We start from the raw sequence: 24244 nt of genomic DNA, 5'->3' as shown, positions 1-24244 counted from the left end.
TCCTTTCTTTAGGATAGGGAGGTCAAACTTTCAAATATTGCCAGATCCCTTTACCGACCCCCGCTTGGTCGTTTGAAAGTGTGACATAGCGCGCTTGTTGTTTGACTTGCGGTGAGGCATTAGCCATTGCGATCGCGACGCCAACCTGTTCAAACATCGGTAGATCATTATGTCCATCCCCAAAACCGGCCGTTTCTTCTTTTAAAAGTTGTTTTTCTTGTAAAATATAGGCGATCCCAGCTGATTTTTTAGCTTTTTGATGAGTGATCTCAAGATGGTATGGTCCAGAACGTTGGATCGTAATGTCATTTAACGCTAGCGCCGAGAGTTTTTCTAAGAGTTTTTGCATCGTCTTTTCGGAAAAGGTGATCAACATCACTTTATAAATCGGCTGTTGTGGTTTGAGGTAAGCTTTTTTCGAGATCAGGGTCGGAAGCTCTAAAGTGATCTGGCTTTCATATTCGATCCCACGATCTATTTTAGCACTATACCAAGTGGCAACGTCGTAATATGACTGGCTGACGTCAGGAAAATTCAGATTGAGATAATCCAATAAATAATTTAGCGTTTCAGTTGCTAACGGACGAGCGACTTGAACTTGTAAAAGATCACCTTGATAGCAGTAGATCAGGCCACCGTTGAAGGCGATCTGAGTTTGCGTGAGCGCTAAAGCTTTGAGCGCACGACGCATCTCGAGCGGGGCTCTGGCAGAGACAAGTGTTAGAGGTAAAGCAGCTTTTTTGATCAAGGTGATATTTTCTTGTGAAACGTGTCCTAAAGAGTCGAGCAGTGTACCATCCATGTCGGAAAAAATGTGTTTGATAGTCATATTTTTACACCTCACTTAATGTATCTCAAAGATAAATTGTGGAACGCATTCCAGGTCAAGCCAAAAGATCTCCTCTAGAAAAAAATTTCTAAAGGAGATCTTTTAAGAAAATAAATTATTTTTTGGATTTAAGTGCTTTAAAGAAGCAAGGGATCGCTAGAAGAGCTGTGAGAGCAAATAAGTAATCGAATAATACACTGTGTGTAAAGGCGATCACAAGCGCTAGCAATGCTAAAGCAAAATATGTTTCATTGACGATCTTCATTGATCTAGTGTCCTCGTTTCAAAATAATTATGTAACTTCTCAGTTGACCAAAAGTCACAAAGGTAATCATACCATAGTCAGATGCAGAAGTCTTGCTTTTAAAATAAAATTTTAGCTTTCTTGAAAAAGCCTGCTAAGTCAATGTTGAGCGTACTTAGCAGGCTTTTTATCATTGCATATTATCAGAAACTTCAGTTAAGAACCATTCGTTGAAAGCTTTTGTATCGATATCAACGCAGACTTTAACATTTGTTTTACCGTTATGATAAGCCCCGCGAATATCGGCTACAGTTTCACCGATCGCTGGTCCAGAAAGAACGACATCGACCCAGAGATCTTTTGTTTGGAAAGCTTCAGGGTGCAAGAGATAAAAGATCGTTTGCAAGTCGTGGACGGCTGTACCAGTTTCATCATGATCAAAATCATGCCCGAGGATCGCAGAAAGCATCTTGCCAGCACGCCCCAATTTAGCAACTTTGGCAGTTGTTTCATCAGTGATCCGCCCCGTCAGAGTCACATCTAGTCCGACCATGACGAGCGGGATCCCTGAGTTATAGACGATCGCAGCGGCGTGGGGGTCAGTAAAGACATTGAATTCAGCCGCACTTGTCATGTTGCCACGTCCAAGTGTCCCGCCCATCGCGATGATCTCTTTGATCTTTGGTTTGACTTCGGGATATTCACGCAAAAGTAAAGCGATATTTGTATAAGCACCAGTTGGGATCAAAGTGATCGGTTCCTCACTTGCCATGATCGTGTCCCGCAGTGCTTGGACAGCACTTTTGGCTAAAGGTCGACTAGTTGGAGCGGGAAAATCATAACCGGCCATCCCACTTTCCCCGTGGATCCGCGCTGCATCTTCAAATTTTTTCAATAAAGGTTCACTTGCGCCAGCGGCAACGGGAACATTTTTGTTAAAAAAATCAACTAATGTCAAGGCATTTTTGGTCGTTTTGTCGACCGTAACATTTCCAGCGACAGTCGTGATCAATGCAACATCTAAATTAGGCTCATTCAAAGCAGTTGAGATCATAACAGCATCATCGATCCCAGGATCAGTGTCTAAAATAATTTTGTGTTTCATGTTCATCACCTCATTGGAAAAATATTTATCTAAATAAATTATAACGGAAAATGAGCATGATTTGCTAAAGAAAACTCTTTCTTATCCTTTAAGGTCGATAACGTTTTGCTTTTGTAAATATAAGTAATAACCAAAACAAAGCAAAACTTGAACTAAGGATGAAGCTGGCGTTGCCATACCTAACGTAAAGAGATCAGCGTGTGGTAAAGAGCTGAAAAGAAAGGAAAGTGGGATCCGGAAGAGCAACGCGCCGATCAGACCTTGGATCATCACAAAACGCGTCTTGCCGTAACCGTTGAAGTAACCAACAAAACAAAAGAAGATCGCAGTCAATAAAACATCAAATGCATATGAGCGCATGTAAAGTTGCGTTGCTTGGATCACCGCTTGTTCATGAGTAAAGATCCTAGCTAAAAGATCGCCATGGAAAAAGCATATATATGCCATGATGACGGCGATCAAAAAAGCGCATCCCATTCCGTAAAAGAGTGCTTTTTTGGCACGCAGATGTTGTCTAGCTCCGACATTTTGGGCAACAAAGGCAGCCATCGATTGCATGAAAGCAAGAGGGAGCAACATGATAAAGGCTGTTGCCTTTTCGCCAACTCCGATCCCAGCAGAAGCAACTACGCCGAGGCTATTTGCGATCGCTAAAATGATCACAAATGAACAGTTGATCAAAAAGTCTTGTAAAGCGATCGGACTGCCGAGCGTGAAGATCTGTTTGATGATTTTAAAGTCAGGTTTTTTAAATTCTTTTAGGTCAAAGATCGTTTCTTCTTTTTTATTTTTCAAAAGGAAAAAGAAGAGCAAACTCAAAGCTTGGGCAAAGACTGTTGCTGCCGCTGCTCCAGCTGCTCCAAGATGAAAATGTGCGACTAATAAAAGATCGCCTAAAATGTTGATCACACTAGCGATCGCAACTGTGATCAAAGGTGTGATCGAATCACCTAGCCCCCGAAAGATCCCCCCAACTAAGTTATAGCCTACGATAAAGATCGCACCTGCACCACTGATCCGTAAGAAGGCAACAGTTGCGTCAAAGGCTTGTGTTGGAGCATTCAAAAGATGCGCAAGTTGTGGGGCAAAGATCACAACGATGCCAGTCAAAATAAGCGCTAATCCAAAAAAGAGCAGTAAACTATTCATAATAATATGGCTGACCCGATCAGCACGTTTTTGTCCTAAAGTTTGACCGATCGAGATCGTGATCCCCATCGCAAGACTTGTAACTAAAGAAGTCAAAGTCTGCATCAATTGACTTCCAGTCGCAACGGCTGAGATCTGACTCGTATCACTGAATTGTCCGACGATCATCAGATCGACAGCTGTATATAAAGCTTGTAAAAGTAGAGCTAAAAGAACAGGAAAAGCAAATTTAAGTAAGCTTCCTAAGATCGCTCCTTGTGTAAAAGATCCTTGTTTTTCCATAATGCATGAATTCCTTTCGTAAAAAATAGCGCTGGATAAGATCGCTTTTAGGCCATCTTATCCAGCGCTCACTTGCACCCTCCGATGTAACTATGTAAAAGATTGTAGCTAAGCAGTTCTATAAAGTCAAGTCAGATAAACAATGCCAACAAATAACCTAAAAAAAGTGCGGGGATAAAGGCGAGTTCATGGGAAACTTTGAAAAAAAACGTGTAAAACAATGCGACTGAACTTGCATATATTAAAAGTAGCCAAAGCTCTTGGAACGGAAGCTCAAAAGCTAAAAAGCTGATCACCAGTGTGTCCCCATGTCCGAGTTTTCCAGAGAGATTACCTAATACTAAAAGAAGTAAGCCTAGCCCAAAGATGGACCACTCAAAGAAAAAGTGTGTTTTTGCAAAAAAGATGACGTTTAAACTTCCGCCAAATAATAGGGGGATGAGTGGGACTGATCTAGTCGCAAGATCAAAAAGGCTCAAATAAAAAAGCCAGCTGCAAATTAAAAACGTTTGTAGCCAAAGGGTCTGAGGCACAAAAAAGGGGAGCAAACTCAAGATCATCCCAAAGAAAAGCTCATTTAAAGTGCTGATCGGTGCGATCGGGCTTTGACAAAAGTGACAACGTCCTTTTTGCAAAAGAAAGCCGATGATCGGGATGAGTTGCCAAAATGTCAAAGTTTGGTGACAATTTTCGCAAAAAGAACGTGGTTCAAAAGCCCAAAGAAAATGCTGAGCACGGTAAAGTCGACAACTAAAAAAAGACGCAAGTAATGCACCAACTAAGAAGTAAAGACTACTAAACATCGTAAGCACCACCTTTGATTTATAAATACGCAAATGAAGCGTGATTTTTTTAACAAAAAGTATTTGACAGAGCTAGTTTAAAAATGATATTCTGTAAAAGGTGCTTTATGTGAACAGTTCTCTTGAGATCAGCTCAAGATCGTGCTGGCTGTGAGCAAGTTAGCACACACTACAATGACGTACATCGGGACGTTCTTTTTTTATTCACTAAAAAGAAACTCCTGGATGTGTGTACTTAAAATAATACATGAGATAAGGAAGGAGGAAGCTTTAGATATGCCTACAATTAACCAATTAATTCGCAAAGGTCGTAAATCTAAAGGTTCAAAATCTAATTCCCCAGCTTTAAACTTTGGGTATAACAGTTACAAGAAAGTACAAACAAACAATCCTGCTCCTCAAAAACGCGGGGTCGCAACTCGTGTCGGTACAATGACACCTAAGAAACCTAACTCTGCTTTACGTAAGTATGCTCGTGTTCGTTTGTCTAACTTGATCGAAGTTACAGCATACATCCCAGGTATCGGTCACAACTTGCAAGAACACAGTGTTGTGCTTATCCGTGGTGGTCGTGTAAAAGACTTACCTGGTGTTCGTTACCACATCGTTCGTGGTGCTTTAGATACAGCTGGTGTTGACGGCCGTATGCAAAGTCGCTCCAAGTATGGTGCTAAGAAACCTAAGAAATAATCAACATAATCAATCAAAAAAATACTTAATTACGAATCATTAGCTAGAATTTGAGGAGGTCATTTAGATGCCAAGAAAAGGTGCCGTTGCAAAACGCGAAGTGCTCCCAGATCCAATTTACAACTCAAAATTGGTTACACGCTTGATCAACCGTTTGATGTTAGATGGTAAGCGCGGGACTGCATCAAAGATTTTATACGAAGCATTTGATATCATTAAGGAACAAACAGGTAATGAACCTTTAGAAGTGTTCGAAGAAGCAATGAAGAACATCATGCCTGTTTTAGAAGTTAAAGCTCGCCGTGTTGGTGGTTCTAACTACCAAGTTCCGATCGAAGTTCGTCCAGAACGTCGTACAACTTTAGGCTTACGTTGGTTAGTAAACTACTCACGTTTACGTGGGGAACACACAATGCCAGAACGTTTAGCTAAAGAGATCATGGACGCAGCTAACAACACAGGTGCATCAGTTAAGAAGCGCGAAGATACACACAAGATGGCAGAAGCCAACCGCGCATTTGCACACTATCGCTGGTAATTTGAGGATGACTATTATATGATTTAGATAGGTAAATCTTATAGTAGTCATTTTTTTGAAAAAAGATACTACTTTTAATCTGTAATTTTGGAAGGAGAGAAATCTCAAATGGCAAACAAGCGTGAATTCCCATTGGAAAAAACACGTAACATCGGGATCGTTGCTCACATCGATGCTGGTAAGACAACTACGACTGAACGTATCTTGTACTACACAGGTAAGATCCACAAGATCGGTGAAACACACGATGGTGCTTCACAAATGGACTGGATGGAACAAGAACAAGAACGTGGTATCACGATCACATCTGCTGCAACAACAGCTCAATGGAAAGACAACCGGATCAACATTATCGATACTCCAGGACACGTTGACTTCACGGTCGAAGTTGAACGTTCCTTGCGTGTTCTTGACGGTGCGGTAGTTGTTTTGGATGCTCAATCTGGGGTAGAACCACAAACTGAAAACGTATGGCGTCAAGCTACAACATACGGTGTTCCACGTATCGTATTTATCAACAAGATGGATAAGATCGGGGCTAACTTTGACTACTCTGTCAACACGATCAAAGATCGCTTACAAGCAAACCCATTGCCTGTACAAATGCCTATCGGGGCTGAAGATCAATTTGAAGGTGTGATCGACTTAGTTGAAATGCAAGCCGACCTTTACGATGAAGATGCTTCTGGTGCAAGCTGGGAAACAGTTCCTGTGCCTGATGAATATTTAGAAGAAGCACAAGCTCGTCGTGAAGAAATGATCGAAGCTTTAGCTGACGTTAACGAAGACATCATGGAAAAATACCTTGGTGGCGAAGAGATCTCAAAAGAAGAGATCAAGAAAGCTATCCGTCAAGCTACACTTAGCTTAGACGTTTACCCTGTTTTTGCAGGTTCTGCCTTCAAGAACAAAGGTGTGCAAATGATGCTTGATGGTGTTAACGACTACTTACCATCTCCATTAGACGTTAAACCATACAACGCTACAAACCCAGACACAGACGAAGTTGTTGAACTTGTTGCTGATGATGACAAGCCATTTGCTGGTTTAGCCTTCAAGATCGCAACTGACCCATTCGTTGGTCGTTTAACATTCTTCCGTGTTTACACAGGTACTTTAGAAGCAGGTTCATACGTTTTGAACGCTACAAAGGGCAAGCGTGAACGTGTTGGTCGTCTGTTACAAATGCACTCTAACCACCGTAACGAGATCTCCGAAGTATTCTCTGGTGATATCGCTGCTGCGATCGGTTTGAAAGATACAACAACAGGTGACTCTTTAACAGATCCTAAACATCCATTGATCCTTGAATCTATGGAATTCCCAGAACCTGTTATCCAAGTTTCTGTTGAACCAAAATCTAAAGCTGACCAAGATAAGATGGATGTTGCTTTACAAAAACTTGCTGAAGAAGATCCAACTTTCAAGGCTGAAACAAACCCTGAAACAGGCGAAACATTGATCGCTGGTATGGGTGAGTTGCACTTAGACATCATCGTTGACCGTATGAAACGTGAATTCCACGTTGAAGCTAGCGTTGGTGAACCACAAGTTGCTTACCGTGAAACATTCACAAAACAAGTTGAATCTCAAGGTAAATTCGTACGTCAATCTGGTGGTAAAGGTCAATACGGTGACGTTTGGATCGAATTTACACCAAACGAAGAAGGTAAAGGCTTCGAATTTGAAAATGCTATCGTCGGTGGTGTTGTTCCACGTGAATACATCCCTTCAGTAGAACAAGGTTTGAAAGAAGCTATGCAAAACGGTGTCTTAGCTGGTTACCCATTGATCGACGTTAAGGCTAAACTTTACGATGGTAGTTACCACGATGTTGACTCCTCTGAAGCTGCATTTAAGGTCGCTGCCTCACTTGCTTTACGTAATGCTGCATCTAAAGCTGGTGCCGTTATCCTTGAACCTATCATGAAAGTTGAAGTTGTTGCTCCAGAAGACAACTTAGGTGATGTTATGGGTCACGTAACAGCTCGTCGTGGTCGTGTTGAAGGTATGGAAGCTCGTGGTAACGCTCAAGTCGTTAACGCATTTGTGCCATTGTCTGAAATGTTTGGTTACGCAACAACATTGCGTTCTGCAACACAAGGTCGTGGTACATTTACAATGACAATGGATCACTACGAACCAGTGCCAAAGGCTATCCAAGAAGAGATCATCAAGAAAAATGGTGGCAACGCCTAATTTTTACTGAACAGATCAGTTTAAGAAGTAAGACAGGATTTGTCTTACTTCTTTTTTTGTGCGATCACTTTGGTGGAATCAAAAGGAATGACCATGCTAAAATAATGATACAGTTGTAGGTAAGGCCAAGTCTGAAAGGGGAAGTTGATGTGAGACGTTCTAAACGCCCACAAGAAACTGGGCGCCGAAGTCAAGTGCAAAAGAAGCATCGAAGCAAGCGTTTTGGATTGACAGTGGTCTTGACTGTAGGGATCGTGGTCATTTTAGGATTCCTTTCGTTTGAATTATGGAATCGGCATGTCCAAAAAGAACTGATCGCTGAAAGAAAAGCTTTAAGTGCACAAGCCGAGTCAAAAAAATGGTCGCGCGAAGCAAAACAGTTAAGTGAAAAAGAAGCTTCGTTAAAAAAAGAGCAAAAAGAAGCAAGTATCGATGCTAAAGCAAAACAAAGCTTAGCTAAGAAGAAAAGTTCGTTGGCCAAAGAAGCAAGCAAACAAGAAGCAACAAGACAAAGTGAAGCTAGTTTAGCTCAGAGCAGAAGTGAAAGCCTCGCTAAAGAAAGTTCTGAGCGCAAACATGATGAAGAGACAAGTTCAGAAAAGCACACGACAGATGCATTTACAGATCTAGGCGCTAAAGTTGCCGACTATCAAGCGCTTCCGACTGAGACCGTAAAAAAAGGGACGGTGATCGGGTGGTATCACGACTGTAAAGCAAATGGGCATGATGTCCAATTTGCTAATTCGTCTGAAGTTGATGGCACATATAATGCACTAGATGTGTGTCATACATGTAAAAAGTATCAATTGTTGACAGTTACACAATAAAGAAAAAGACCCAAGTTAGCTACTTGAGTCTTTTTTAGGCTAGGCTTCTAAATATTTGAGCATTTCATCAAAGCGTGCTTCCATGTCATTGACGCCGATCTGGTAAAGTTCATCTAATTTTTTGACGCTATGTTCGAGCCGTCCGACTTTGACGGGCTCTTTTGGGGCTAAAACAAAGATCTCACCGGCCTTTTCTAATTTATTCAGCTTTTCGACAGAAGCATTGTAATCTTCAGGACGTGCGATCGCTTGTTTGACGAAATTTGGATAGTCTTTGAAATGTTTCGCATATAAGCGCCGTAAAGCAAAACTCGTTGGTTTTTTACGGTAAGAACGCATTCGTGTGCGCACGACGACGATCTTATCAAAGCCAGCTTTTTGAGCTAGATCATAAGGGATCGAGTCTGCGACCCCACCATCTAAACAAAGACCTTTGCTTGTTTCGTGTGGTTTAGAGATGAAAGGCATTGAAGAAGAGGCTTCAAGGGCGTTGATCAACGGACGTCCTGGTTTAGGCTTATCAAAAGTTACAGCTTTACCACTTTCAAGTGAAGTTGCGACAACAACAAAATTTGTTTCTGAGCGTTCATAAGCACGAGCATCAAAATTGTGCCAAGTTGGACCGTGATCGGCAAAAAGAAAGTCGAGGTTGATGATGCTTTCTTTTTTTAAGACGTTTGCCATTGAGATATAGTCTTTATCGTCGCGGTATTTAGTGTTGATATTATAAGTCCGTTTATATTGCTTAGAAACGTAATTTGCCCCTGCAAGTGAACCGGCCGAAACGCCGATGACAGTTTTAAATTGGATATCTTTTTTTAAAAGGACGTCTAAGATCCCTGATGTATAAAGGCCACGCATAGCACCACCTTCAAGTATGAGCGCTGCATTATAATACATAAAATTTCCTCTCCTCTCTTAGTTATCACAACTATTTTAGGGATTTTGCCCACTCATTGCAAGGATTTCGAAGAAAAGTAAGCAAAACTTTGCTGATAAAAGTTGACAAACTAAAAAAGCGTGTTATTATTAATACAATATTAAATTAAAGCTAAGAAGAGATGAGTAAACGCTAGAAGAACTCTAAAGAGAGCTGTGTGAGGTGAAAGACAGTGAGATCTTAGGTGTTGAAGATGGTCTTGGAGCTTTTTGAGCGTGAGTTTTAGATGAGCGTTCAACGGTGAAGCACCCGCTAACGTGCTCGAGTATACAGAAGTGTACTTAGTAAGGACTGATACTGTGAAGTGTCGTTATACCTGGGTGGTACCGCGTTATTTTGTTGAAGATGACGCCCCTAAGAGTTTAGAGACTCTTAGGGGCTTTTTTAGTTTAAAGGGGGATCTCACATGACAAAGTTACATTATGATATCGTGGGCAGTTTTTTACGGCCAGAAAAATTAAAAAAAGCTCGAGCAGCATTTACTAAGGGAGAAGTGGACCAAGCGCAGTTGACAGCAGTCGAAGATCAAGCGATCAAAGAGCTAGTGGAAAAAGAGCTTGCTGTTGGCTTAAAAGTTGTGACTGATGGTGAATTTCGCCGCAGTTATTGGCATTTAGATACATTTTGGGGCTTTGCGGGGATCAAGCATACGATACCTGAACATGGTTACTTTTTCCATGGTGAAGAGACCCGCGCTGATTCGGCACAAGTCAGTGGGAAGATCCGTTTTACTTCAGACCACCCAGATCTGGTAGCTTTCAAATTTTTAAATGATTTAGTCAAAGATCGACCAGAAATAACGGCCCGCCAAAGTATTCCTGCCCCAGCGCAATTTTATGCTGAGCTCGTTCGGGGTGAGGAAAATGTCGCTAAATTAAGAGAAGTCTACCCAACTGAAGAAGAGCTCTTTTTAGATATCATTCAAGCTTACCGTGAGCTGATCTTTGCTTTATATGAAGCGGGGTGTCGCGATCTGAAATTAGATGATTGTACTTGGGGTATGCTGAGTGATCAAGATTTTTGGACCGCGATGGCAGGAGAAGGCTTTGATCATGAAGCACTAAAGCAAACTTATTTGAATTTGAACAATGGCGTTTTAGAAGATCTACCTAGTGATCTTCGGGTCTCGACTCATGTTTGTCGGGGGAATTATCATTCGACTTGGGCGGCTCAAGGTGGCTATGGGCCAGTAGCCGATGCATTGCTTGCTAAAGAAGCTGTCCAAGCGTTTTATTTAGAATTTGATGATGATCGTTCAGGTGATTTTGGACCTTTAAAAGAGACTGCTCCAGGAAAAGAAGTCGTTTTAGGACTCGTGACAAGCAAACGTCCACAACTTGAAGATGAGAATGTGTTAAAACAGCGCATTAAAGAAGCCAGTGCCTATGTTCCTTTAGAAAAGCTAGCGTTGAGCACGCAATGTGGTTTTGCCTCGACAGAAGAAGGCAATATTTTGACTGAAGCAGAACAATGGGAAAAGATCAAACTTGTCGTTAAAGTTGCAAATGAAGTTTGGTGAAAAAAGAAGCATTCGCATACACGAATGCTTCTTTTTTAGACTAATTTTGCTCCTAGGGCATTTTTAAAGTGGTTCAAAGCCCATTTGTGTCCGCGGGGATCAAAACTTGCAACGCCTTTTTCTAAGACCTCAAGCTGGTAGTTCAAATTATAAGCTGAAACAGCAGTGTGCAAAACACAAATATCGGTACAGACTCCAGCTAAACATAAAGTTTCGATCTGGTGTGTCCGTAAAAAATTATCGAGTCCCGTATTTTGAAAACTAGAGTAACGATCTTTAGCAAATTTGAAGACGTGGGGATCGTTTTGGTGCTTTTGATACCAAGTGTTTAGTTTGCCATAAAGTTCATGTCCCCAGGTCCCTTCAATATTATGTGGAGGATAGAGTTTAGTCTCAGGGTGATAAGGATCGTCTTTTTGGTGCGTATCAGTTGGTAAGATAACATAGTCACCGTTAGCAAGAAAATCATCGGCAGCCGTAACTAAAGTTTGTTCTAGAGCTTGTCCTGGTTCTTGGCATGAAAGAGCACCGTCAGTTGCGATAAAGTCATTTGTATAGTCAATGAGCAAAAGAGCTTTTTTCATCGTAGATCACCTCATAAGTTTTTCCTATTATAATAGAAGAAAAGCGAGCACGAGTAAAGTAAAAAACAAATAACGTTTTCAAAAAATAAATGAAAAAAAAGCTTGCGTTATTATCTTCTTTGTAATACTATAGAAAGGTACTTGTGCAAGGGACAAGTGCATAATTCAGTTGTTATATATTTTAAATGAGCTATGATGTGAAAGGTTGCGACACACCCGGGAGCTTTGCCACAGGCGTGACGGGAATTTTCACGGAGCTAGTCTTATTTTTAAAATAGACGAGGGAGGTAACATAATGGCAAAACAAAAAATTCGTATTCGTTTGAAAGCATACGAACACCGCATTTTAGATCAATCCGCAGATAAGATCGTGGAAACAGCTAAGAGAACAGGTGCTCAAATTTCCGGTCCGATTCCGTTGCCAACGGAACGTACGATCTACACGGTTATTCGTTCACCACACAAATACAAAGATTCTCGTGAACAATTTGAAATGCGCACACATAAGCGTTTGATCGATATCGTAAACCCAACACCTAAGACAGTTGATTCATTGATGAAACTTGACTTACCATCTGGTGTTGACATCGAGATCAAATTATAATATTTTACATTAAATAAAGAAATAATCAATTGGAGGTGTACTCATGACCACTAAAGGAATCTTAGGCAAAAAAGTAGGTATGACGCAAGTCTTCACTGAAAATGGTGAATTAGTTCCTGTAACAGTTGTTGAAGTTGGTTCTAACGTTGTCTTACAAGTTAAAACAGTTGAAAACGACGGTTACGAAGCTGTTCAATTAGGTTTTGACGACCAACGTGAAGTCAATGCTAACAAACCTGCTAAAGGTCATGCAGCAAAAGCAAATACTGCTCCTAAGCGCTTCGTTCGTGAAATCCGCGATGTTGAGCTTGGAGAATACAAAGTCGGTGACGAAATCAAGGCAGACTTATTCGAAGCAGGCGACATCGTAGACGTAACAGGTACGTCCAAAGGACATGGTTTCCAAGGTAACATCAAACGTTGGGGTCAAAGCCGCGGTCCTATGGCTCACGGTTCTCGCTACCACCGTCGACCAGGTTCGATGGGTGTTATCATCAACCGTGTTATGAAAGGTAAGTTATTACCAGGACGTATGGGTGGTAAACGAGTTACGATCCAAAACTTGGAAATCGTTAAAGCTGATACAGAAAATGGCGTACTTTTGATCAAAGGTAACGTACCTGGCGCAAACAAGTCATTCGTTACAGTAAAAAGTACAGTTAAATAATTAGAGGAAGGGAGGAAACATACACATGCCTACAGTAGCATTATTTAAGCAAGACGGTACACAAAACGGCGACGTTCAATTGAACGATGCAGTTTTCGGTATCAAACCAAATGAAAGTGTTGTTTTTGACGCAGTGATCATGCAACGTGCTTCACTTCGTCAAGGTACACACGCAGTAAAAAACAGAAGTGCTGTTCGTGGTGGTGGTCGTAAACCATGGCGTCAAAAGGGTACAGGTCGTGCTCGTCAAGGTTCTATCCGTTCACCACAATGGGTCGGCGGTGGTACCGTATTTGGTCCTACACCTCGTTCCTACGCTTACAAGCTTCCACGTAAAGTGCGTCGCTTAGCTATCCGTTCCGTCCTTTCTCAAAAGGTCTTGGACAATAGTTTAGTAGTTGTTGATGCATTAGAATTTGATGCACCAAAGACAAAAGCATTTGCTGAAGTTTTGAACAACTTAGATGTTAAATCCAAAGTTTTAGTAGTTCTTGAAGATGACAACGAAAAAGCTGCATTAGCTGCTCGTAACTTAGCTAACGTGAAAGTTATCCCAGCTAAAGGCGTTAACGTATTAGATGTCGTAAACAGCGACAAATTGGTCATCACAAAAGGAGCTCTTTCTCAAGTAGAGGAGGTTCTTGCATAATGGAATCACGCGATGTAATCTTACGTCCTATCGTTACAGAAGCTTCTATGGCTGCGATGGACGACAAACGCTACACATTTGAAGTTGACGTTCGTGCTAACAAGACACAAGTTAAACATGCTGTGGAAGACATCTTTGATGTTAAAGTAGCTAAAGTCAACATTATGAATGTTAAAGGCAAAAAGAAACGCATGGGTCGTTACGAAGGCTACACAAGAAAGCGTCGTAAAGCTATCGTTACTTTGACAGCCGAATCTAAAGAAATCCAATTATTCAACGAAGAATAAAATCATTAATCATAGGAGGGAAATATAGTGGGGATCAAAAAATTCAAACCAACCTCTAACGGTCGTCGTAATATGACGGGCTCTGATTTTGCAGAGATCACAAAGACAACCCCAGAAAAGTCCTTGCTTGCATCTAAGAGTAAGACAGCTGGTCGTAACTCTTACGGTCATATCACAGTACGTCACCGTGGTGGTGGACACAAACGTCAATACCGTTTGATCGACTTCAAACGTATCAAAGACGATGTTCCTGCAACAGTTAAAGCAATCGAGTATGATCCAAACCGTTCTGCTAACATCGCATTAGTTGTTTATGCTGATGGTGTTAAATCATACATCCTTGCACCAAAAGGCCTTGAAGTTGGCCAAAAAATCCAATCCGGTAAAGATGCCGATATCAAAGTTGGTAACACATTACCATTGGAAAACATTCCAGTTGGTACAGTTATCCACAATATCGAATTAAAACCAGGTAAAGGTGGACAATTAGTTCGTTCAGCTGGTACATCAGCTCAATTACTTGGTAAAGAAGGCAAATATGCGATCGTTCGTTTAACTTCTGGTGAAGTTCGCATGATCTTAGTTACTTGCCGTGCTACGATCGGTGCTGTTGGTAACGAACAACATGAACTTATCAACATCGGTAAAGCTGGTCGTTCTCGCTGGTTAGGCAAGCGTCCACAAAGCCGTGGTTCTGTAATGAACCCTAACGATCACCCACACGGTGGTGGTGAAGGTAAAGCTCCTGTTGGTCGTCCATCTCCAATGTCTCCATGGGGTAAGAAGACTACAGGTCTTAAGACACGCTCTAAGAAAGCTAAGTCAAACAAATTTATCGTACGTAGTCGTAAAAAGAAATAATCTCCTAATCGCGTAAATTTTATGCGATTATTGTTCCGAAAGGAGGACATACTTTGAGTCGTAGTTTGAAAAAGGGACCTTTCGTCGATGAACATTTGATGAAAAAGGTCGAAGCACAAGCTGATCAAGAAAAGAAATCAGTGATCAAGACATGGTCACGTCGTTCCACGATCTTCCCTAGCTTTATTGGTTACACGATCGCTGTTTATGATGGTCGTAAACATGTGCCGGTTTATATCCAAGAAGATATGGTCGGTCATAAACTTGGTGAATTCGTGCCAACACGTACATTCCATGGTCATGCCGCAGACGATAAGAAGACAGGCAAGAAATAATAAGGGAGGATAAATCATGGCTGAACAAGTAACATCAGCAAAAGCAACTGCCAAGACAGTTCGAATCCCTGCACGTAAAGCACGTCTTGTGATCGATCTTATCCGTGGTAAGAACGTTGCTGAAGCATTTGGTATCTTGAAATTCACACCAAGATCCGGTGCTTACTTAATCGAAAAAGTTTTAAAATCTGCTGTTGCGAACGCAGAAAACAACTTTGACTTAGATGTTGAAGATCTTTACGTAAGCGAAGCCTATGTCAACGAAGGACCAACTTTGAAACGTTTCCGTCCTCGTGCCAAGGGTTCTGCTTCCCCGATCAACAAGCGCACAAGTCACATCACAGTTGTGGTATCTGTTAAATAAGGAGGGATAACGCGTGGGTCAAAAAGTAAATCCAACTGGATTGCGTGTCGGTATCATTCGTGACTGGGATGCAAAATGGTATGCTGAAAAAGATTTTGCTTCCAACTTACACGAAGACTTGCACATCCGTGAATACATCGAAAAGAAATTAGCCGACGCTGCTGTCTCTACCGTAGAGATCGAACGTGCTGCAAAGCGTGTTAACATCTCGATCCATACTGCAAAACCAGGTATGGTGATCGGTAAAGGCGGTTCTGAAGTTGAAAAACTTCGTAAAGAATTAAACAACTTAACAGGCAAGCGAGTACACATCAACATTGTGGAAATCAAGAAGCCTGATCTTGATGCTAAATTAGTTGGTGAAAGCATTGCACAACAATTGGAAAACCGTGTTGCTTTCCGTCGTGCGATGAAACAAGCTATCCAACGTACAATGCGTGCTGGCGCAAAAGGTATCAAAGTTCAAGTTGCTGGTCGTTTGAACGGTGCTGATATGTCACGTATCGAACAATTCTCAGAAGGAACAGTTCCTTTGCATACATTACGTGCTGATATCGACTATGCATGGGTAGAAGCTACAACAACATACGGCCAATTGGGCGTTAAAGTTTGGATCTACCGTGGCGAAGTATTGCCAGCAAAGAAAAATAACGGTAAAGGAGGGAAATAATCTATGTTAGTACCAAAACGTGTAAAACACCGTCGTGAATTCCGTGGTAAAATGCGCGGTGAAGCTAAAGGCGGTAAAGAAGTAACGTTTGGCGAATTCGGTCTACAAGCAACTGATTCACATTGGATCACAAACCGTCAGATCGAAGCTGCTCGTATCGCGATGACTCGTTACATGAAGCGTGGTGGGAAAGTTTGGATCAAGATTTTCCCTCACAAGTCTTACACAGCTAAGGCTATTGGTGTTCGTATGGGTTCCGGTAAAGGTGCTCCAGAAGGCTGGGTAGCTCCAGTAAAACGCGGCAAGGTCATGTTTGAAATTGGTGGCGTTTCTGAAGAAGTTGCGCGTGAAGCATTGCGTTTAGCTTCCCACAAACTCCCAGTCAAGACTAAGTTTGTAAAACGTGAGGTAGGTGGCGAATCAAATGAAGATTAATGAAATTAATGAATTAACCACTGCTGAAATGCTCGAAAAAGAAAAGCAATTCAAAGAAGAATTATTTAACTTACGCTTCCAATTAGCTACCGGTCAATTAGAAAACACCGCACGCTTGAAAGAAGTTCGTAAAACGATCGCACGCATCAAAACTGCGTTGCGTCAACAAGAATTAAACAAATAAGAATACGAAAAGGAGGCTAATCGCGCATGAGTGAAGGTCGTAACCAACGCAAAGTCTATCAAGGACGTGTCGTTTCTGACAAAATGGACAAAACAATCACTGTTGTTGTTGAAACTTACGTGAACGATAAAGTTTACGGCAAACGTGTTAAGTATTCTAAGAAATACAAGGCACATGATGAAAACAATGAAGCCAAGACTGGTGACATTGTCAAGATCATGGAAACACGCCCGTTGTCAGCTACAAAACGTTTCCGTTTATTAGAAATCGTTGAAAAAGCAGTTATTATCTAATTTGATAACTAACAAAGCATTCGTATTCTGATCTATCTAATAGCGAAAGGAGGACACATACTGTGATCCAACAAGAAAGTCGTTTGAAAGTCGCTGATAACTCCGGTGCACGTGAGATCTTGGTCATCAAGATCTTAGGTGGTTCTCGTGTGAAGACTGCAAATATCGGTGACATTATTGTTGCTACTGTTAAACAAGCAACACCAGGTGGCGTTGTCAAAAAAGGCGATGTTGTCAAGGCTGTTGTTGTTCGTACAAAATCTGGTGCACACCGTGCAGACGGTTCATACATCAAATTTGATGAAAACGCCGCTGTTATCATCGGTGATGACAAGTCACCTAAAGGTACACGTATCTTCGGACCTGTTGCACGTGAATTACGTGACGGAAACTTCATGAAGATCGTTTCCTTAGCACCTGAAGTATTATAATATCCGTCGATTAGGCAAGGAGGTGCGCAAAGAAAATGTTCATTAAGAGCAATGATAAAGTTAAAGTGATCGCTGGTAAAGACAAAGGCAAAGAAGGCGTTGTTTTACAAGCTTTCCCAGCTAAAGACCGCGTGATCGTTAAAGGTGTCAACATCGTTAAGAAACATCAAAAACCAAACAACGCTAACCCAAACGGTGGGATCGTTGAAATGGAAGCACCAATTCATGTTTCTAACGTCAAAAAAATCAGTGAATAGTTAAGGAAGGAGGATACTTTCTTCATGGTTAACCGTTTAAAAGAAAAATATGATAAAGAAATCGTTCCATCATTGATGGAGAAATTCAATTACTCATCAATCATGCAAGCACCAAAGGTTGATAAGATCGTTATCAACATGGGTGTTGGTGACGCTGTAAGTAATGCTAAAAATTTAGATGAAGCTGTGGAAGAACTTACGCTTATCTCTGGTCAAAAACCAGTTATCACACGCGCTAAGAAATCTATCGCTGGCTTCCGTTTACGTGAAGGTATGGCTATCGGTGCCAAGGTTACCTTACGTGGACAACGTATGTATGAATTTTTAGATAAATTAGTTTCAGTATCATTGCCTCGTGTGCGTGACTTCCATGGTGTTAGCAAGCGTGCCTTTGATGGCCGTGGGAACTACACATTGGGTGTACGCGAACAATTGATCTTCCCTGAAATTGATTTTGATAATGTTAACAAAGTTCGTGGTATGGATATCGTGATCGTTACAACAGCTAACACAGACGAAGAATCCAAAGAACTTTTGACACAACTTGGAATGCCATTCGCTAAATAAGGGGGTTTCACATTGGCTAAAAAGTCACAAGTAGCAAAGAATAAGCGCCCAGCTAAGTTCTCAACACAAGAATACACACGTTGCGAACGTTGCGGTCGTCCTCATTCTGTATATCGTAAATTTAAGTTATGCCGTGTTTGCCTGCGAGAACTTGCTCATAAGGGTCAAATCCCTGGCATGAAAAAGGCTAGCTGGTAGTCCATATTAAACAAGAAAAGGAGGCAATAACATGGCAATGACAGATCCAATTGCAGACTTCTTGACACGTATTCGTAATGCTAACATGGTCAAGCATGAATCTGTAGAAGTTCCTGCTTCAAAAATGAAGAAGAACATCGCTGACATCCTTAAGAACGAAGGCTTCGTTCGCGATGTTGAATACATCGAAGATGACAAACAAGGCATCATCCGTGTATTTTTGAAATACGGTAAAAACAATGAACGTGTGATCTCTGGTATTCGTCGTATCTCAAAACCAGGTTTACGCTCATACGTTAAGGCAGACGAAGTGCCTAAGGTTCTTAACGGTTTAGGTATCGCTATCTTGTCAACATCTGAAGGTGTTATGACAGATAAAGATGCTCGCGCTAAGAAAATCGGTGGCGAAGTAGTCGCTTACGTTTGGTAATATATTAAGTTCAAAAGGAGGTGTCCATCTCGTGAGTCGTATTGGTTATAAAGCAGTTGAATTACCTGAAGGCGTTGAAGTAAAACAAGACGGCAACGTTGTGACTGTAAAAGGTCCTAAAGGTGAATTAACACGTGAATTTTCTGATCTTATCAAGATCAACATCGATGGTAACGTTGCAACTTTTGAACGTTCAAGCGATGACAAAAAATCTAAATCATTGCATGGTACAACCCGTGCTAACTTCCACAACATGGTCGTTGGTGTAACTGAAGGTTACAAGAAAGAACTTGAACTTCGTGGTGTTGGTTACCGTGCTCAAATGCAAGGTAAGAAGCTTGTGTTGAACGTAGGCTATTCTCACCCTGTAGAATTTGAAGAAGAAGATGGTATCACATTTGAAACACCATCTGCTACATCGATCGTCGTTTCTGGTATCAACAAAGAAGAAGTTGGCGACTGTGCTGCGCGCATTCGTGCAACTCGTGCACCAGAACCTTACAAAGGCAAAGGTATTCGTTACGTTGGCGAATACGTACGTCGTAAAGAAGGTAAGACAGGTAAATAATCTTGCAGCATGATCTGCTGTTAAATAAAATTAAGAGGTGAAAAAAGTGATTTCAAAACCAGATAAGAATAAGACGCGTCAAAAGCGCCATACACGTGTTCGTGGTAAGATCTCTGGTACTGCTGAGTGCCCACGCTTAAATGTTTATCGTTCAAACAAAAACATCTACGCTCAAGTTATTGATGACGTAGCGGGTGTGACGCTGGTCAGTGCCTCTACTTTAGACAGTGAAGTTAGCGCTGGTACAAAGACAGCTCAAGCTAGTGCTGTTGGCGCATTAGTTGCTAAACGTGCTGCAGACAAGGGTATCAAAGAAGTTGTATTTGACCGTGGCGGATACCTTTATCATGGTCGTGTGCAAGCTTTAGCAGAAGCTGCTCGCGAAAACGGCTTAGACTTTTAGGAAAAGGAGGAAATAACGTTTATGACTTTTATTGATCCAGCTCAATTAGATTTAGAAGATCGCGTTGTTGCGATCAACCGCATCACTAAAGTTGTTAAAGGTGGACGTCGTCTTCGTTTTGCTGCCTTAGTGATCGTTGGTGACCATAATGGCCACGTGGGCTTCGGTACAGGTAAAGCTCAAGAAGTTCCAGAAGCTATCCGTAAGGCTGTTGATGCTGCTCGTAAGAACTTAGTTAAAGTTCCAATGGTCGGAACAACACTTCCTCACGAAGTTCTCGGTCAATACAGCGGTAGTCGTATTTTACTTAAACCAGCTGAAGCTGGTTCTGGGGTTGCTGCTGGCGGTGCTGTTCGTGCCGTTATGGAACTCGCCGGAGTTGCTGATGTGACAAGTAAATCATTAGGCTCCAACACACCGATCAACGTTGTTCGTGCAACAATGGATGGTTTAGCTAACATGAAGAGTGCTGAAGAAGTTGCTGCATTACGTGGCGTTTCAACACAACACTTAGCAGAGTAATAAGGAGGACAAATTCATGGCTAACTTAAAAGTTACTTTAGTTCGTTCTGTCATTGGACGTCCTCAAACGCAACGCAAGATCGTTGAAGGTTTAGGCCTTGGACGTGTAAATAGCTCAGTTGTTGTTCCTGACAACGCTGCTATGCGCGGTGCTATTCGTAAGATCAATCATTTAGTGGACGTTGAATTGGCTAAATAATTATTATTTAGATGAATAAGGAGGTGCCAACCCTGATGAAATTACATGAATTAAAGCCAGCTGAAGGCTCACGCCAAGTACGTAACCGTGTTGGTCGTGGTACTTCATCCGGTAACGGTAAAACTGCAGGTCGTGGCCAAAAAGGTCAAAAGGCTCGTAGCAAAGTACGTTTGGGCTTTGAAGGTGGACAAATGCCATTGTTCCGTCGTATGCCAAAACGTGGTTTCAATAACATCAACCGCAAGGAATATGCTATTGTAAACTTAGAAACATTGAACAAGTTCGAAGACGGCGCAGAAGTAACACCAGCCTTGATGGTGGAAGCTGGGCTTGTTAAGAATGAAAAAGATGGTATCAAAGTTTTAGGCAATGGTACATTGAACAAGAAATTAACTGTTAAAGCTAATAAGTTCTCTGCCAGTGCTAAAGCAGCCATCGAAGCAGCAGGCGGTCAAGCAGAGGTGATGTAATAGATGCTTAAGACAATGAAGTACGCCTTTGCTGTAAAAGATATTAGAAATAAAATATTCTTTACCTTAGGTGTCTTGATTGTATTTCGTTTAGGCACTTATATCACAGTCCCTGGGATCAACGCTAAAGCATTGAATAGTGTTGCGTCTTCAGGGTTAATTAGTATCTTGAACACTTTTAGCGGTGGCGGTTTGACTAACTACTCCATCTTAGCGATGGGTGTTTCTCCATATATTACCGCTCAAATCGTTGTTCAGTTATTACAAATGGACATTGTTCCGCGATTTGTTGAATGGAGTAAACAAGGTGAAGTTGGGCGACGCAAGTTAAATCAATGGACAAGATATTTAACGATCGTGCTCGCGTTTATACAATCAATTGGAATTACAGCTGGCTTTAACTATATGAGTAGTTTGAGCCTCGTGAAAGATCCAAGTCCACAAACATACATCAGTATCGGTCTGATCTTAACTGGTGGGACGATGTTTACGACTTGGCTAGGTGATATGATCACAGATCGTGGGATCGGTAACGGGATCTCAATGATCATCATGGCAGGTATTATTGCACGTGTGCCAAGTGGGATTCACCAAGTCTTTACAGAAGAGTTCCAAGGTGCTTCAAGCTTATGGGAACCGATCTTGTATATCGTTATCTTATTGTTAGTTATCTTAGCGATCGTCACCTTTGTGACATATGTTCAACAGGCAAACTATAAGATCCCGATCCAATATACAAGACGTGTAGCTGGCGCTTCGGAAAATTCGTATTTACCATTAAAAGTGAACGTGGCAGGGGTGATCCCAGTTATCTTTGCTAGTTCATTTATTGCAACACCACAAACGATCTTGATGTTGTTTACTCAAAATCACTCAGAAGATACGTGGTATAAAGTGATGAGTAATCTATTCAATATGCAAACTGTTCCAGGTATGACATTGTATACGATCCTCATCGTTATTTTCACCTTCTTCTATGCGTTTGTGCAAGTCAACCCAGAGAAATTAGCTGAAAACTTGCAAAAGCAAGGCAGCTACATTCCTTCGGTCTGGCCTGGTAAAGAAACACAAAAATATATTTCGAGTTTACTTATGCGATTGAGCTCAGTCGGTTCTTTGTTCTTAGGCCTAGTTTCATTGATCCCATTGATCGCTTCGGCAGTCTGGGGCTTGAACGAGTCTATCGGTCTAGGGGGTACTAGTCTTTTGATCGTTGTTGGGGTGACCCTTGAAACAATGCGTCAATTGAATGGTATGATGATGAAACGTGAATACGTTGGCTTCATACGCAAGTAGATCGATAACATAAAATGTATCAACCCAAAAGATCAGCTAGTTCGTATGAACTAGCTGATCTTTTTTATTATATCGCAGTTTGTAAAATTAAGTTAGAAAAATAAAAGGGTATTCGTCAACTGATATGGATATTCCTACAAACACTTCCTACAATATGATATGATTCCCCTAGAGTGGACACGGAAATAATAAAGATTCTGTGATCACTCTAGGGGGATTTTTTATGTCTAGAAGAACTACTAAACATACACTTGAAGAAAGATACCAGGCAGTCTCCGAGTATCTTAGTGGACAATATAGTAAGTACTTTATCTGCCGGAAATATACCATTTCTAAAAATACATTTGATAATTGGATCAGAAAATACAAAGCTGGCGGTTTAGATGGCTTAAAAGAGTCTAGAACCTGGAAAGAATATTCAGTTGAATTAAAAACAACTGCGGTTCTAGAATATTTAGAAAATGGACGTTCACCAAAGAAAATTTGTGATAAATACAATATTTCGAGTGTTTCGGTTTTACGTAAATGGATCAACTTGTATACTAATGGAAAAGGCTTTAAAGCTACCATTGGAGGTCGTAATAGAATGAAACATGGACGTAAAACTACTTTTAAGGAACGGCTCGAAATAGTTCAGTATACACTTGCTAATAATAAGAATTATCACAAAGCGATCGATAAATATAATGTTTCTTATTCCCAAGTCTATAATTGGGTCAAAAAGTTTGAAGTAGATGGCGAAAAGGCATTATACGATAATCGTGGTAAAACAGTTAAAGATCGTGATTATAAGACTCTTTCTGAAACTGAGCGTCTCAAGCTTGAGATCCTACGTTTGAAAGAACGTAATAAATATCTAGAAGCAGAAAATATCGTTTTAAAAAAATTGGACGAACTCGAAAGGAGGAGATAAGCTTTATACCTAAAAATCTGCGTTTTAAAGCTATTCAGGAAGTTCTTAAAGAGTTTCCACAAATTGAACTCTGGATCCTTTGTGCGATCTTAAATGTATCGCGCTCAGGGTATTATCGTTATTTAACTGCTCCAAAATCACAATGTACTTTGGAAAATGAATGGTTAAGTGAGATCATAAAAAAAGAATTTCATGCTTTAAATGGAATTTACGGTTCTAGAAGAATGACTCTTCTTATCAATCGAAAGTATCAAAAACAATATAACTTCAAACGTATTCGTCGCTTAATGAGAGTCCTTGGTTTATATTCAGTAATTCGTCGCAAACGCCGAGGTTGTACTCGTTCAGAACATTTAAACTACGAAGAAAATACTTTAGGTCGTGATTTTTCCGCTACTAGACCTAATCAAAAGTGGGTGACTGATGTCACTTATTTAGAATATGGCTTAGGACAAAAAGCTTATTTAAGTGCGATCAAAGATCTATACGATGGATCTATCATAAGTTTTGAAATTAGTAAAAGAAATGATAATCGGCTTGTCATGAAGACTTTAGAAAAAGCATTCACGCATTTAAATGAAGCTAATCTACTTCTTCACAGTGATCGTGGATTTCAATATACTTCAAAGGAATATCTTCGGTTGACCTCAAGGCATGGTGTTACAAGAAGTATGTCTCGAGTGGGGAAATGTATCGATAACGCACCAATGGAAAGTTTTTGGAGTCATTTCAAGACAGAATGTTATTATTGGCTAAAATGTGAAACATATGGAGAACTTGTAGAAATGATCGAAAACTATATCAAGTTCTACAATACCCAACGTTACCAAATAAAACTAAACAGCCTGACTCCAGAAGAATACCGGAATCAGGCTGCCTAGAATTTTAATTATTTAGTTGTTCACTTGACGGGTCTCAGATCAATAGAATTG

The 24244-nt window shown here is 40.9% G+C and carries 33 protein-coding genes and 2 pseudogenes; 28 read left to right on the top strand and 7 right to left on the bottom strand.

The features are described from left to right. Positions 1 to 22: 22 nt before the first annotated feature. The 5 genes from QFX10_RS02020 to QFX10_RS02000 form a co-directional block, all read right to left on the bottom strand. The gene (locus tag QFX10_RS02020) at positions 23 to 829 is read right to left on the bottom strand and encodes an HAD family hydrolase (protein ID WP_280606575.1); all 807 of its coding nucleotides are present in this window, start codon (positions 827 to 829) and stop codon (positions 23 to 25) included. Between the two features lie 115 nt (positions 830 to 944). Next, positions 945 to 1094 carry a hypothetical protein gene (locus QFX10_RS02015; RefSeq protein ID WP_280606574.1) on the bottom strand — a complete coding sequence of 50 codons (150 nt, stop codon included), beginning with the start codon at positions 1092 to 1094 and terminating at the stop codon, positions 945 to 947. A 169-nt stretch (positions 1095 to 1263) separates the two neighbouring features. Further along, complete coding sequence (gene rihC / locus QFX10_RS02010; RefSeq protein ID WP_280606573.1) at positions 1264 to 2178, bottom strand: ribonucleoside hydrolase RihC; 915 nt, start codon at positions 2176 to 2178, stop codon at positions 1264 to 1266. 81 nt (positions 2179 to 2259) lie between these two features. Beyond that, positions 2260 to 3609: an MATE family efflux transporter gene (locus QFX10_RS02005; protein ID WP_280606572.1), complete on the bottom strand. Its 1350-nt coding sequence runs from the start codon at positions 3607 to 3609 to the stop codon at positions 2260 to 2262. 131 nt (positions 3610 to 3740) lie between these two features. Next, entirely contained in the window at positions 3741 to 4412 is a 672-nt protein-coding gene (locus QFX10_RS02000) for a prepilin peptidase (protein ID WP_280606571.1), read from the bottom strand. A 276-nt stretch (positions 4413 to 4688) separates the two neighbouring features. Here QFX10_RS02000 and rpsL point away from each other — a divergent pair, with 276 nt between their 5' ends. The 4 genes from rpsL (at position 4689) to QFX10_RS01980 (ending at position 8666) form a co-directional block, all read left to right on the top strand. Then, positions 4689 to 5102: a 30S ribosomal protein S12 gene (gene rpsL / locus QFX10_RS01995; RefSeq protein WP_280606570.1), complete on the top strand. Its 414-nt coding sequence runs from the start codon at positions 4689 to 4691 to the stop codon at positions 5100 to 5102. Positions 5103 to 5169: 67 nt separating this feature from the next. Beyond that, on the top strand, positions 5170 to 5640 hold the full coding sequence (rpsG, locus tag QFX10_RS01990; RefSeq protein WP_280606569.1) for a 30S ribosomal protein S7: 471 nt from the start codon (positions 5170 to 5172) through the stop codon (positions 5638 to 5640). A gap of 108 nt (positions 5641 to 5748) precedes the next feature. Continuing rightward, complete coding sequence (fusA, locus tag QFX10_RS01985; RefSeq protein WP_280606568.1) at positions 5749 to 7839, top strand: elongation factor G; 2091 nt, start codon at positions 5749 to 5751, stop codon at positions 7837 to 7839. 149 nt (positions 7840 to 7988) lie between these two features. Continuing rightward, positions 7989 to 8666, top strand: coding sequence for a hypothetical protein (locus QFX10_RS01980; protein ID WP_280606567.1), 678 nt, complete (start codon positions 7989 to 7991; stop codon positions 8664 to 8666). A gap of 39 nt (positions 8667 to 8705) precedes the next feature. On the opposite strand, the gene QFX10_RS01975 is transcribed toward QFX10_RS01980, so the two are convergent. Further along, a complete protein-coding gene (locus QFX10_RS01975; protein WP_280606566.1) occupies positions 8706 to 9566 on the bottom strand; it encodes a patatin-like phospholipase family protein in 861 nt (286 codons plus the stop codon). A 446-nt stretch (positions 9567 to 10012) separates the two neighbouring features. Here QFX10_RS01975 and QFX10_RS01970 point away from each other — a divergent pair, with 446 nt between their 5' ends. Then, positions 10013 to 11125: a 5-methyltetrahydropteroyltriglutamate--homocysteine S-methyltransferase gene (locus QFX10_RS01970; RefSeq protein ID WP_280606565.1), complete on the top strand. Its 1113-nt coding sequence runs from the start codon at positions 10013 to 10015 to the stop codon at positions 11123 to 11125. A 35-nt stretch (positions 11126 to 11160) separates the two neighbouring features. Here the strand turns inward: QFX10_RS01970 and QFX10_RS01965 are convergent, their stop codons facing one another. After that, a complete protein-coding gene (locus QFX10_RS01965) occupies positions 11161 to 11709 on the bottom strand; it encodes a cysteine hydrolase family protein (RefSeq protein WP_280606564.1) in 549 nt (182 codons plus the stop codon). Positions 11710 to 12004: 295 nt separating this feature from the next. Between QFX10_RS01965 and rpsJ the strand changes: the two genes are divergently transcribed. From rpsJ to QFX10_RS01850, 23 genes and pseudogenes are all read left to right on the top strand, one after another. After that, positions 12005 to 12313, top strand: coding sequence for a 30S ribosomal protein S10 (rpsJ, locus tag QFX10_RS01960; protein ID WP_025086710.1), 309 nt, complete (start codon positions 12005 to 12007; stop codon positions 12311 to 12313). A 43-nt stretch (positions 12314 to 12356) separates the two neighbouring features. Next, positions 12357 to 12980: a 50S ribosomal protein L3 gene (gene rplC / locus QFX10_RS01955; protein WP_280606563.1), complete on the top strand. Its 624-nt coding sequence runs from the start codon at positions 12357 to 12359 to the stop codon at positions 12978 to 12980. Between the two features lie 25 nt (positions 12981 to 13005). Beyond that, positions 13006 to 13629 (top strand): 50S ribosomal protein L4, encoded by a 624-nt coding sequence (gene rplD / locus QFX10_RS01950; RefSeq protein ID WP_280606562.1) that lies wholly within the window; start codon positions 13006 to 13008, stop codon positions 13627 to 13629. Beyond that, positions 13629 to 13916 (top strand): 50S ribosomal protein L23, encoded by a 288-nt coding sequence (rplW, locus tag QFX10_RS01945; RefSeq protein WP_280606561.1) that lies wholly within the window; start codon positions 13629 to 13631, stop codon positions 13914 to 13916. The genes rplD and rplW overlap by 1 nt, the downstream gene beginning before the upstream one ends. Positions 13917 to 13943: 27 nt before the next feature. Continuing rightward, the gene (gene rplB / locus QFX10_RS01940; RefSeq protein ID WP_010688177.1) at positions 13944 to 14777 is read left to right on the top strand and encodes a 50S ribosomal protein L2; all 834 of its coding nucleotides are present in this window, start codon (positions 13944 to 13946) and stop codon (positions 14775 to 14777) included. A 53-nt stretch (positions 14778 to 14830) separates the two neighbouring features. Continuing rightward, entirely contained in the window at positions 14831 to 15112 is a 282-nt protein-coding gene (gene rpsS / locus QFX10_RS01935; RefSeq protein WP_004050313.1) for a 30S ribosomal protein S19, read from the top strand. A 16-nt stretch (positions 15113 to 15128) separates the two neighbouring features. Continuing rightward, positions 15129 to 15476 carry a 50S ribosomal protein L22 gene (gene rplV, locus QFX10_RS01930; protein ID WP_004050311.1) on the top strand — a complete coding sequence of 116 codons (348 nt, stop codon included), beginning with the start codon at positions 15129 to 15131 and terminating at the stop codon, positions 15474 to 15476. A gap of 13 nt (positions 15477 to 15489) precedes the next feature. Continuing rightward, positions 15490 to 16146, top strand: coding sequence for a 30S ribosomal protein S3 (rpsC, locus tag QFX10_RS01925; protein ID WP_280606560.1), 657 nt, complete (start codon positions 15490 to 15492; stop codon positions 16144 to 16146). 3 nt (positions 16147 to 16149) lie between these two features. Beyond that, positions 16150 to 16581: a 50S ribosomal protein L16 gene (gene rplP / locus QFX10_RS01920; protein WP_004050298.1), complete on the top strand. Its 432-nt coding sequence runs from the start codon at positions 16150 to 16152 to the stop codon at positions 16579 to 16581. Next, a complete protein-coding gene (rpmC, locus tag QFX10_RS01915; protein WP_004050297.1) occupies positions 16571 to 16765 on the top strand; it encodes a 50S ribosomal protein L29 in 195 nt (64 codons plus the stop codon). The genes rplP and rpmC overlap by 11 nt, the downstream gene beginning before the upstream one ends. A 26-nt stretch (positions 16766 to 16791) precedes the next feature. Then, positions 16792 to 17058, top strand: a complete 267-nt coding sequence (gene rpsQ, locus QFX10_RS01910) for a 30S ribosomal protein S17 (RefSeq protein WP_280606559.1) — start codon at positions 16792 to 16794, stop codon at positions 17056 to 17058. Between the two features lie 62 nt (positions 17059 to 17120). Then, on the top strand, positions 17121 to 17489 hold the full coding sequence (gene rplN, locus QFX10_RS01905) for a 50S ribosomal protein L14 (protein WP_004050293.1): 369 nt from the start codon (positions 17121 to 17123) through the stop codon (positions 17487 to 17489). A gap of 35 nt (positions 17490 to 17524) precedes the next feature. Then, positions 17525 to 17737: pseudogene (rplX, locus tag QFX10_RS01900) on the top strand (50S ribosomal protein L24); the annotation flags it as partial. A 33-nt stretch (positions 17738 to 17770) separates the two neighbouring features. Next, a complete protein-coding gene (gene rplE / locus QFX10_RS01895) occupies positions 17771 to 18313 on the top strand; it encodes a 50S ribosomal protein L5 (RefSeq protein ID WP_280606558.1) in 543 nt (180 codons plus the stop codon). 12 nt (positions 18314 to 18325) lie between these two features. Continuing rightward, positions 18326 to 18511, top strand: coding sequence for a type Z 30S ribosomal protein S14 (locus QFX10_RS01890; protein ID WP_004050287.1), 186 nt, complete (start codon positions 18326 to 18328; stop codon positions 18509 to 18511). A gap of 31 nt (positions 18512 to 18542) precedes the next feature. After that, positions 18543 to 18941, top strand: a complete 399-nt coding sequence (gene rpsH / locus QFX10_RS01885; RefSeq protein ID WP_280606557.1) for a 30S ribosomal protein S8 — start codon at positions 18543 to 18545, stop codon at positions 18939 to 18941. Positions 18942 to 18972: 31 nt separating this feature from the next. Beyond that, the gene (rplF, locus tag QFX10_RS01880; protein WP_280606556.1) at positions 18973 to 19509 is read left to right on the top strand and encodes a 50S ribosomal protein L6; all 537 of its coding nucleotides are present in this window, start codon (positions 18973 to 18975) and stop codon (positions 19507 to 19509) included. 46 nt (positions 19510 to 19555) lie between these two features. Further along, positions 19556 to 19912: a 50S ribosomal protein L18 gene (gene rplR / locus QFX10_RS01875; protein ID WP_280606555.1), complete on the top strand. Its 357-nt coding sequence runs from the start codon at positions 19556 to 19558 to the stop codon at positions 19910 to 19912. A 21-nt stretch (positions 19913 to 19933) separates the two neighbouring features. Then, the gene (gene rpsE / locus QFX10_RS01870; protein WP_280606554.1) at positions 19934 to 20434 is read left to right on the top strand and encodes a 30S ribosomal protein S5; all 501 of its coding nucleotides are present in this window, start codon (positions 19934 to 19936) and stop codon (positions 20432 to 20434) included. Between the two features lie 16 nt (positions 20435 to 20450). Next, entirely contained in the window at positions 20451 to 20633 is a 183-nt protein-coding gene (gene rpmD, locus QFX10_RS01865) for a 50S ribosomal protein L30 (RefSeq protein ID WP_280606553.1), read from the top strand. A 35-nt stretch (positions 20634 to 20668) separates the two neighbouring features. Further along, positions 20669 to 21103: a 50S ribosomal protein L15 gene (gene rplO, locus QFX10_RS01860; RefSeq protein ID WP_280606552.1), complete on the top strand. Its 435-nt coding sequence runs from the start codon at positions 20669 to 20671 to the stop codon at positions 21101 to 21103. Positions 21104 to 21106: 3 nt separating this feature from the next. Beyond that, on the top strand, positions 21107 to 22399 hold the full coding sequence (secY, locus tag QFX10_RS01855; protein WP_280606551.1) for a preprotein translocase subunit SecY: 1293 nt from the start codon (positions 21107 to 21109) through the stop codon (positions 22397 to 22399). Positions 22400 to 22622: 223 nt separating this feature from the next. After that, positions 22623 to 24193 (top strand): annotated as a pseudogene (locus tag QFX10_RS01850) (IS3 family transposase). Positions 24194 to 24244 lie beyond the last annotated feature (51 nt).

The sequence above is a fragment of the Ligilactobacillus faecis genome, assembly GCF_029889745.1.
GTDB classification, from domain to species: Bacteria; Bacillota; Bacilli; order Lactobacillales; family Lactobacillaceae; genus Ligilactobacillus; species Ligilactobacillus faecis.
Note: the sequence above shows the minus strand (reverse complement) of the source record. Positions and strands in the feature narration are given on the sequence as shown.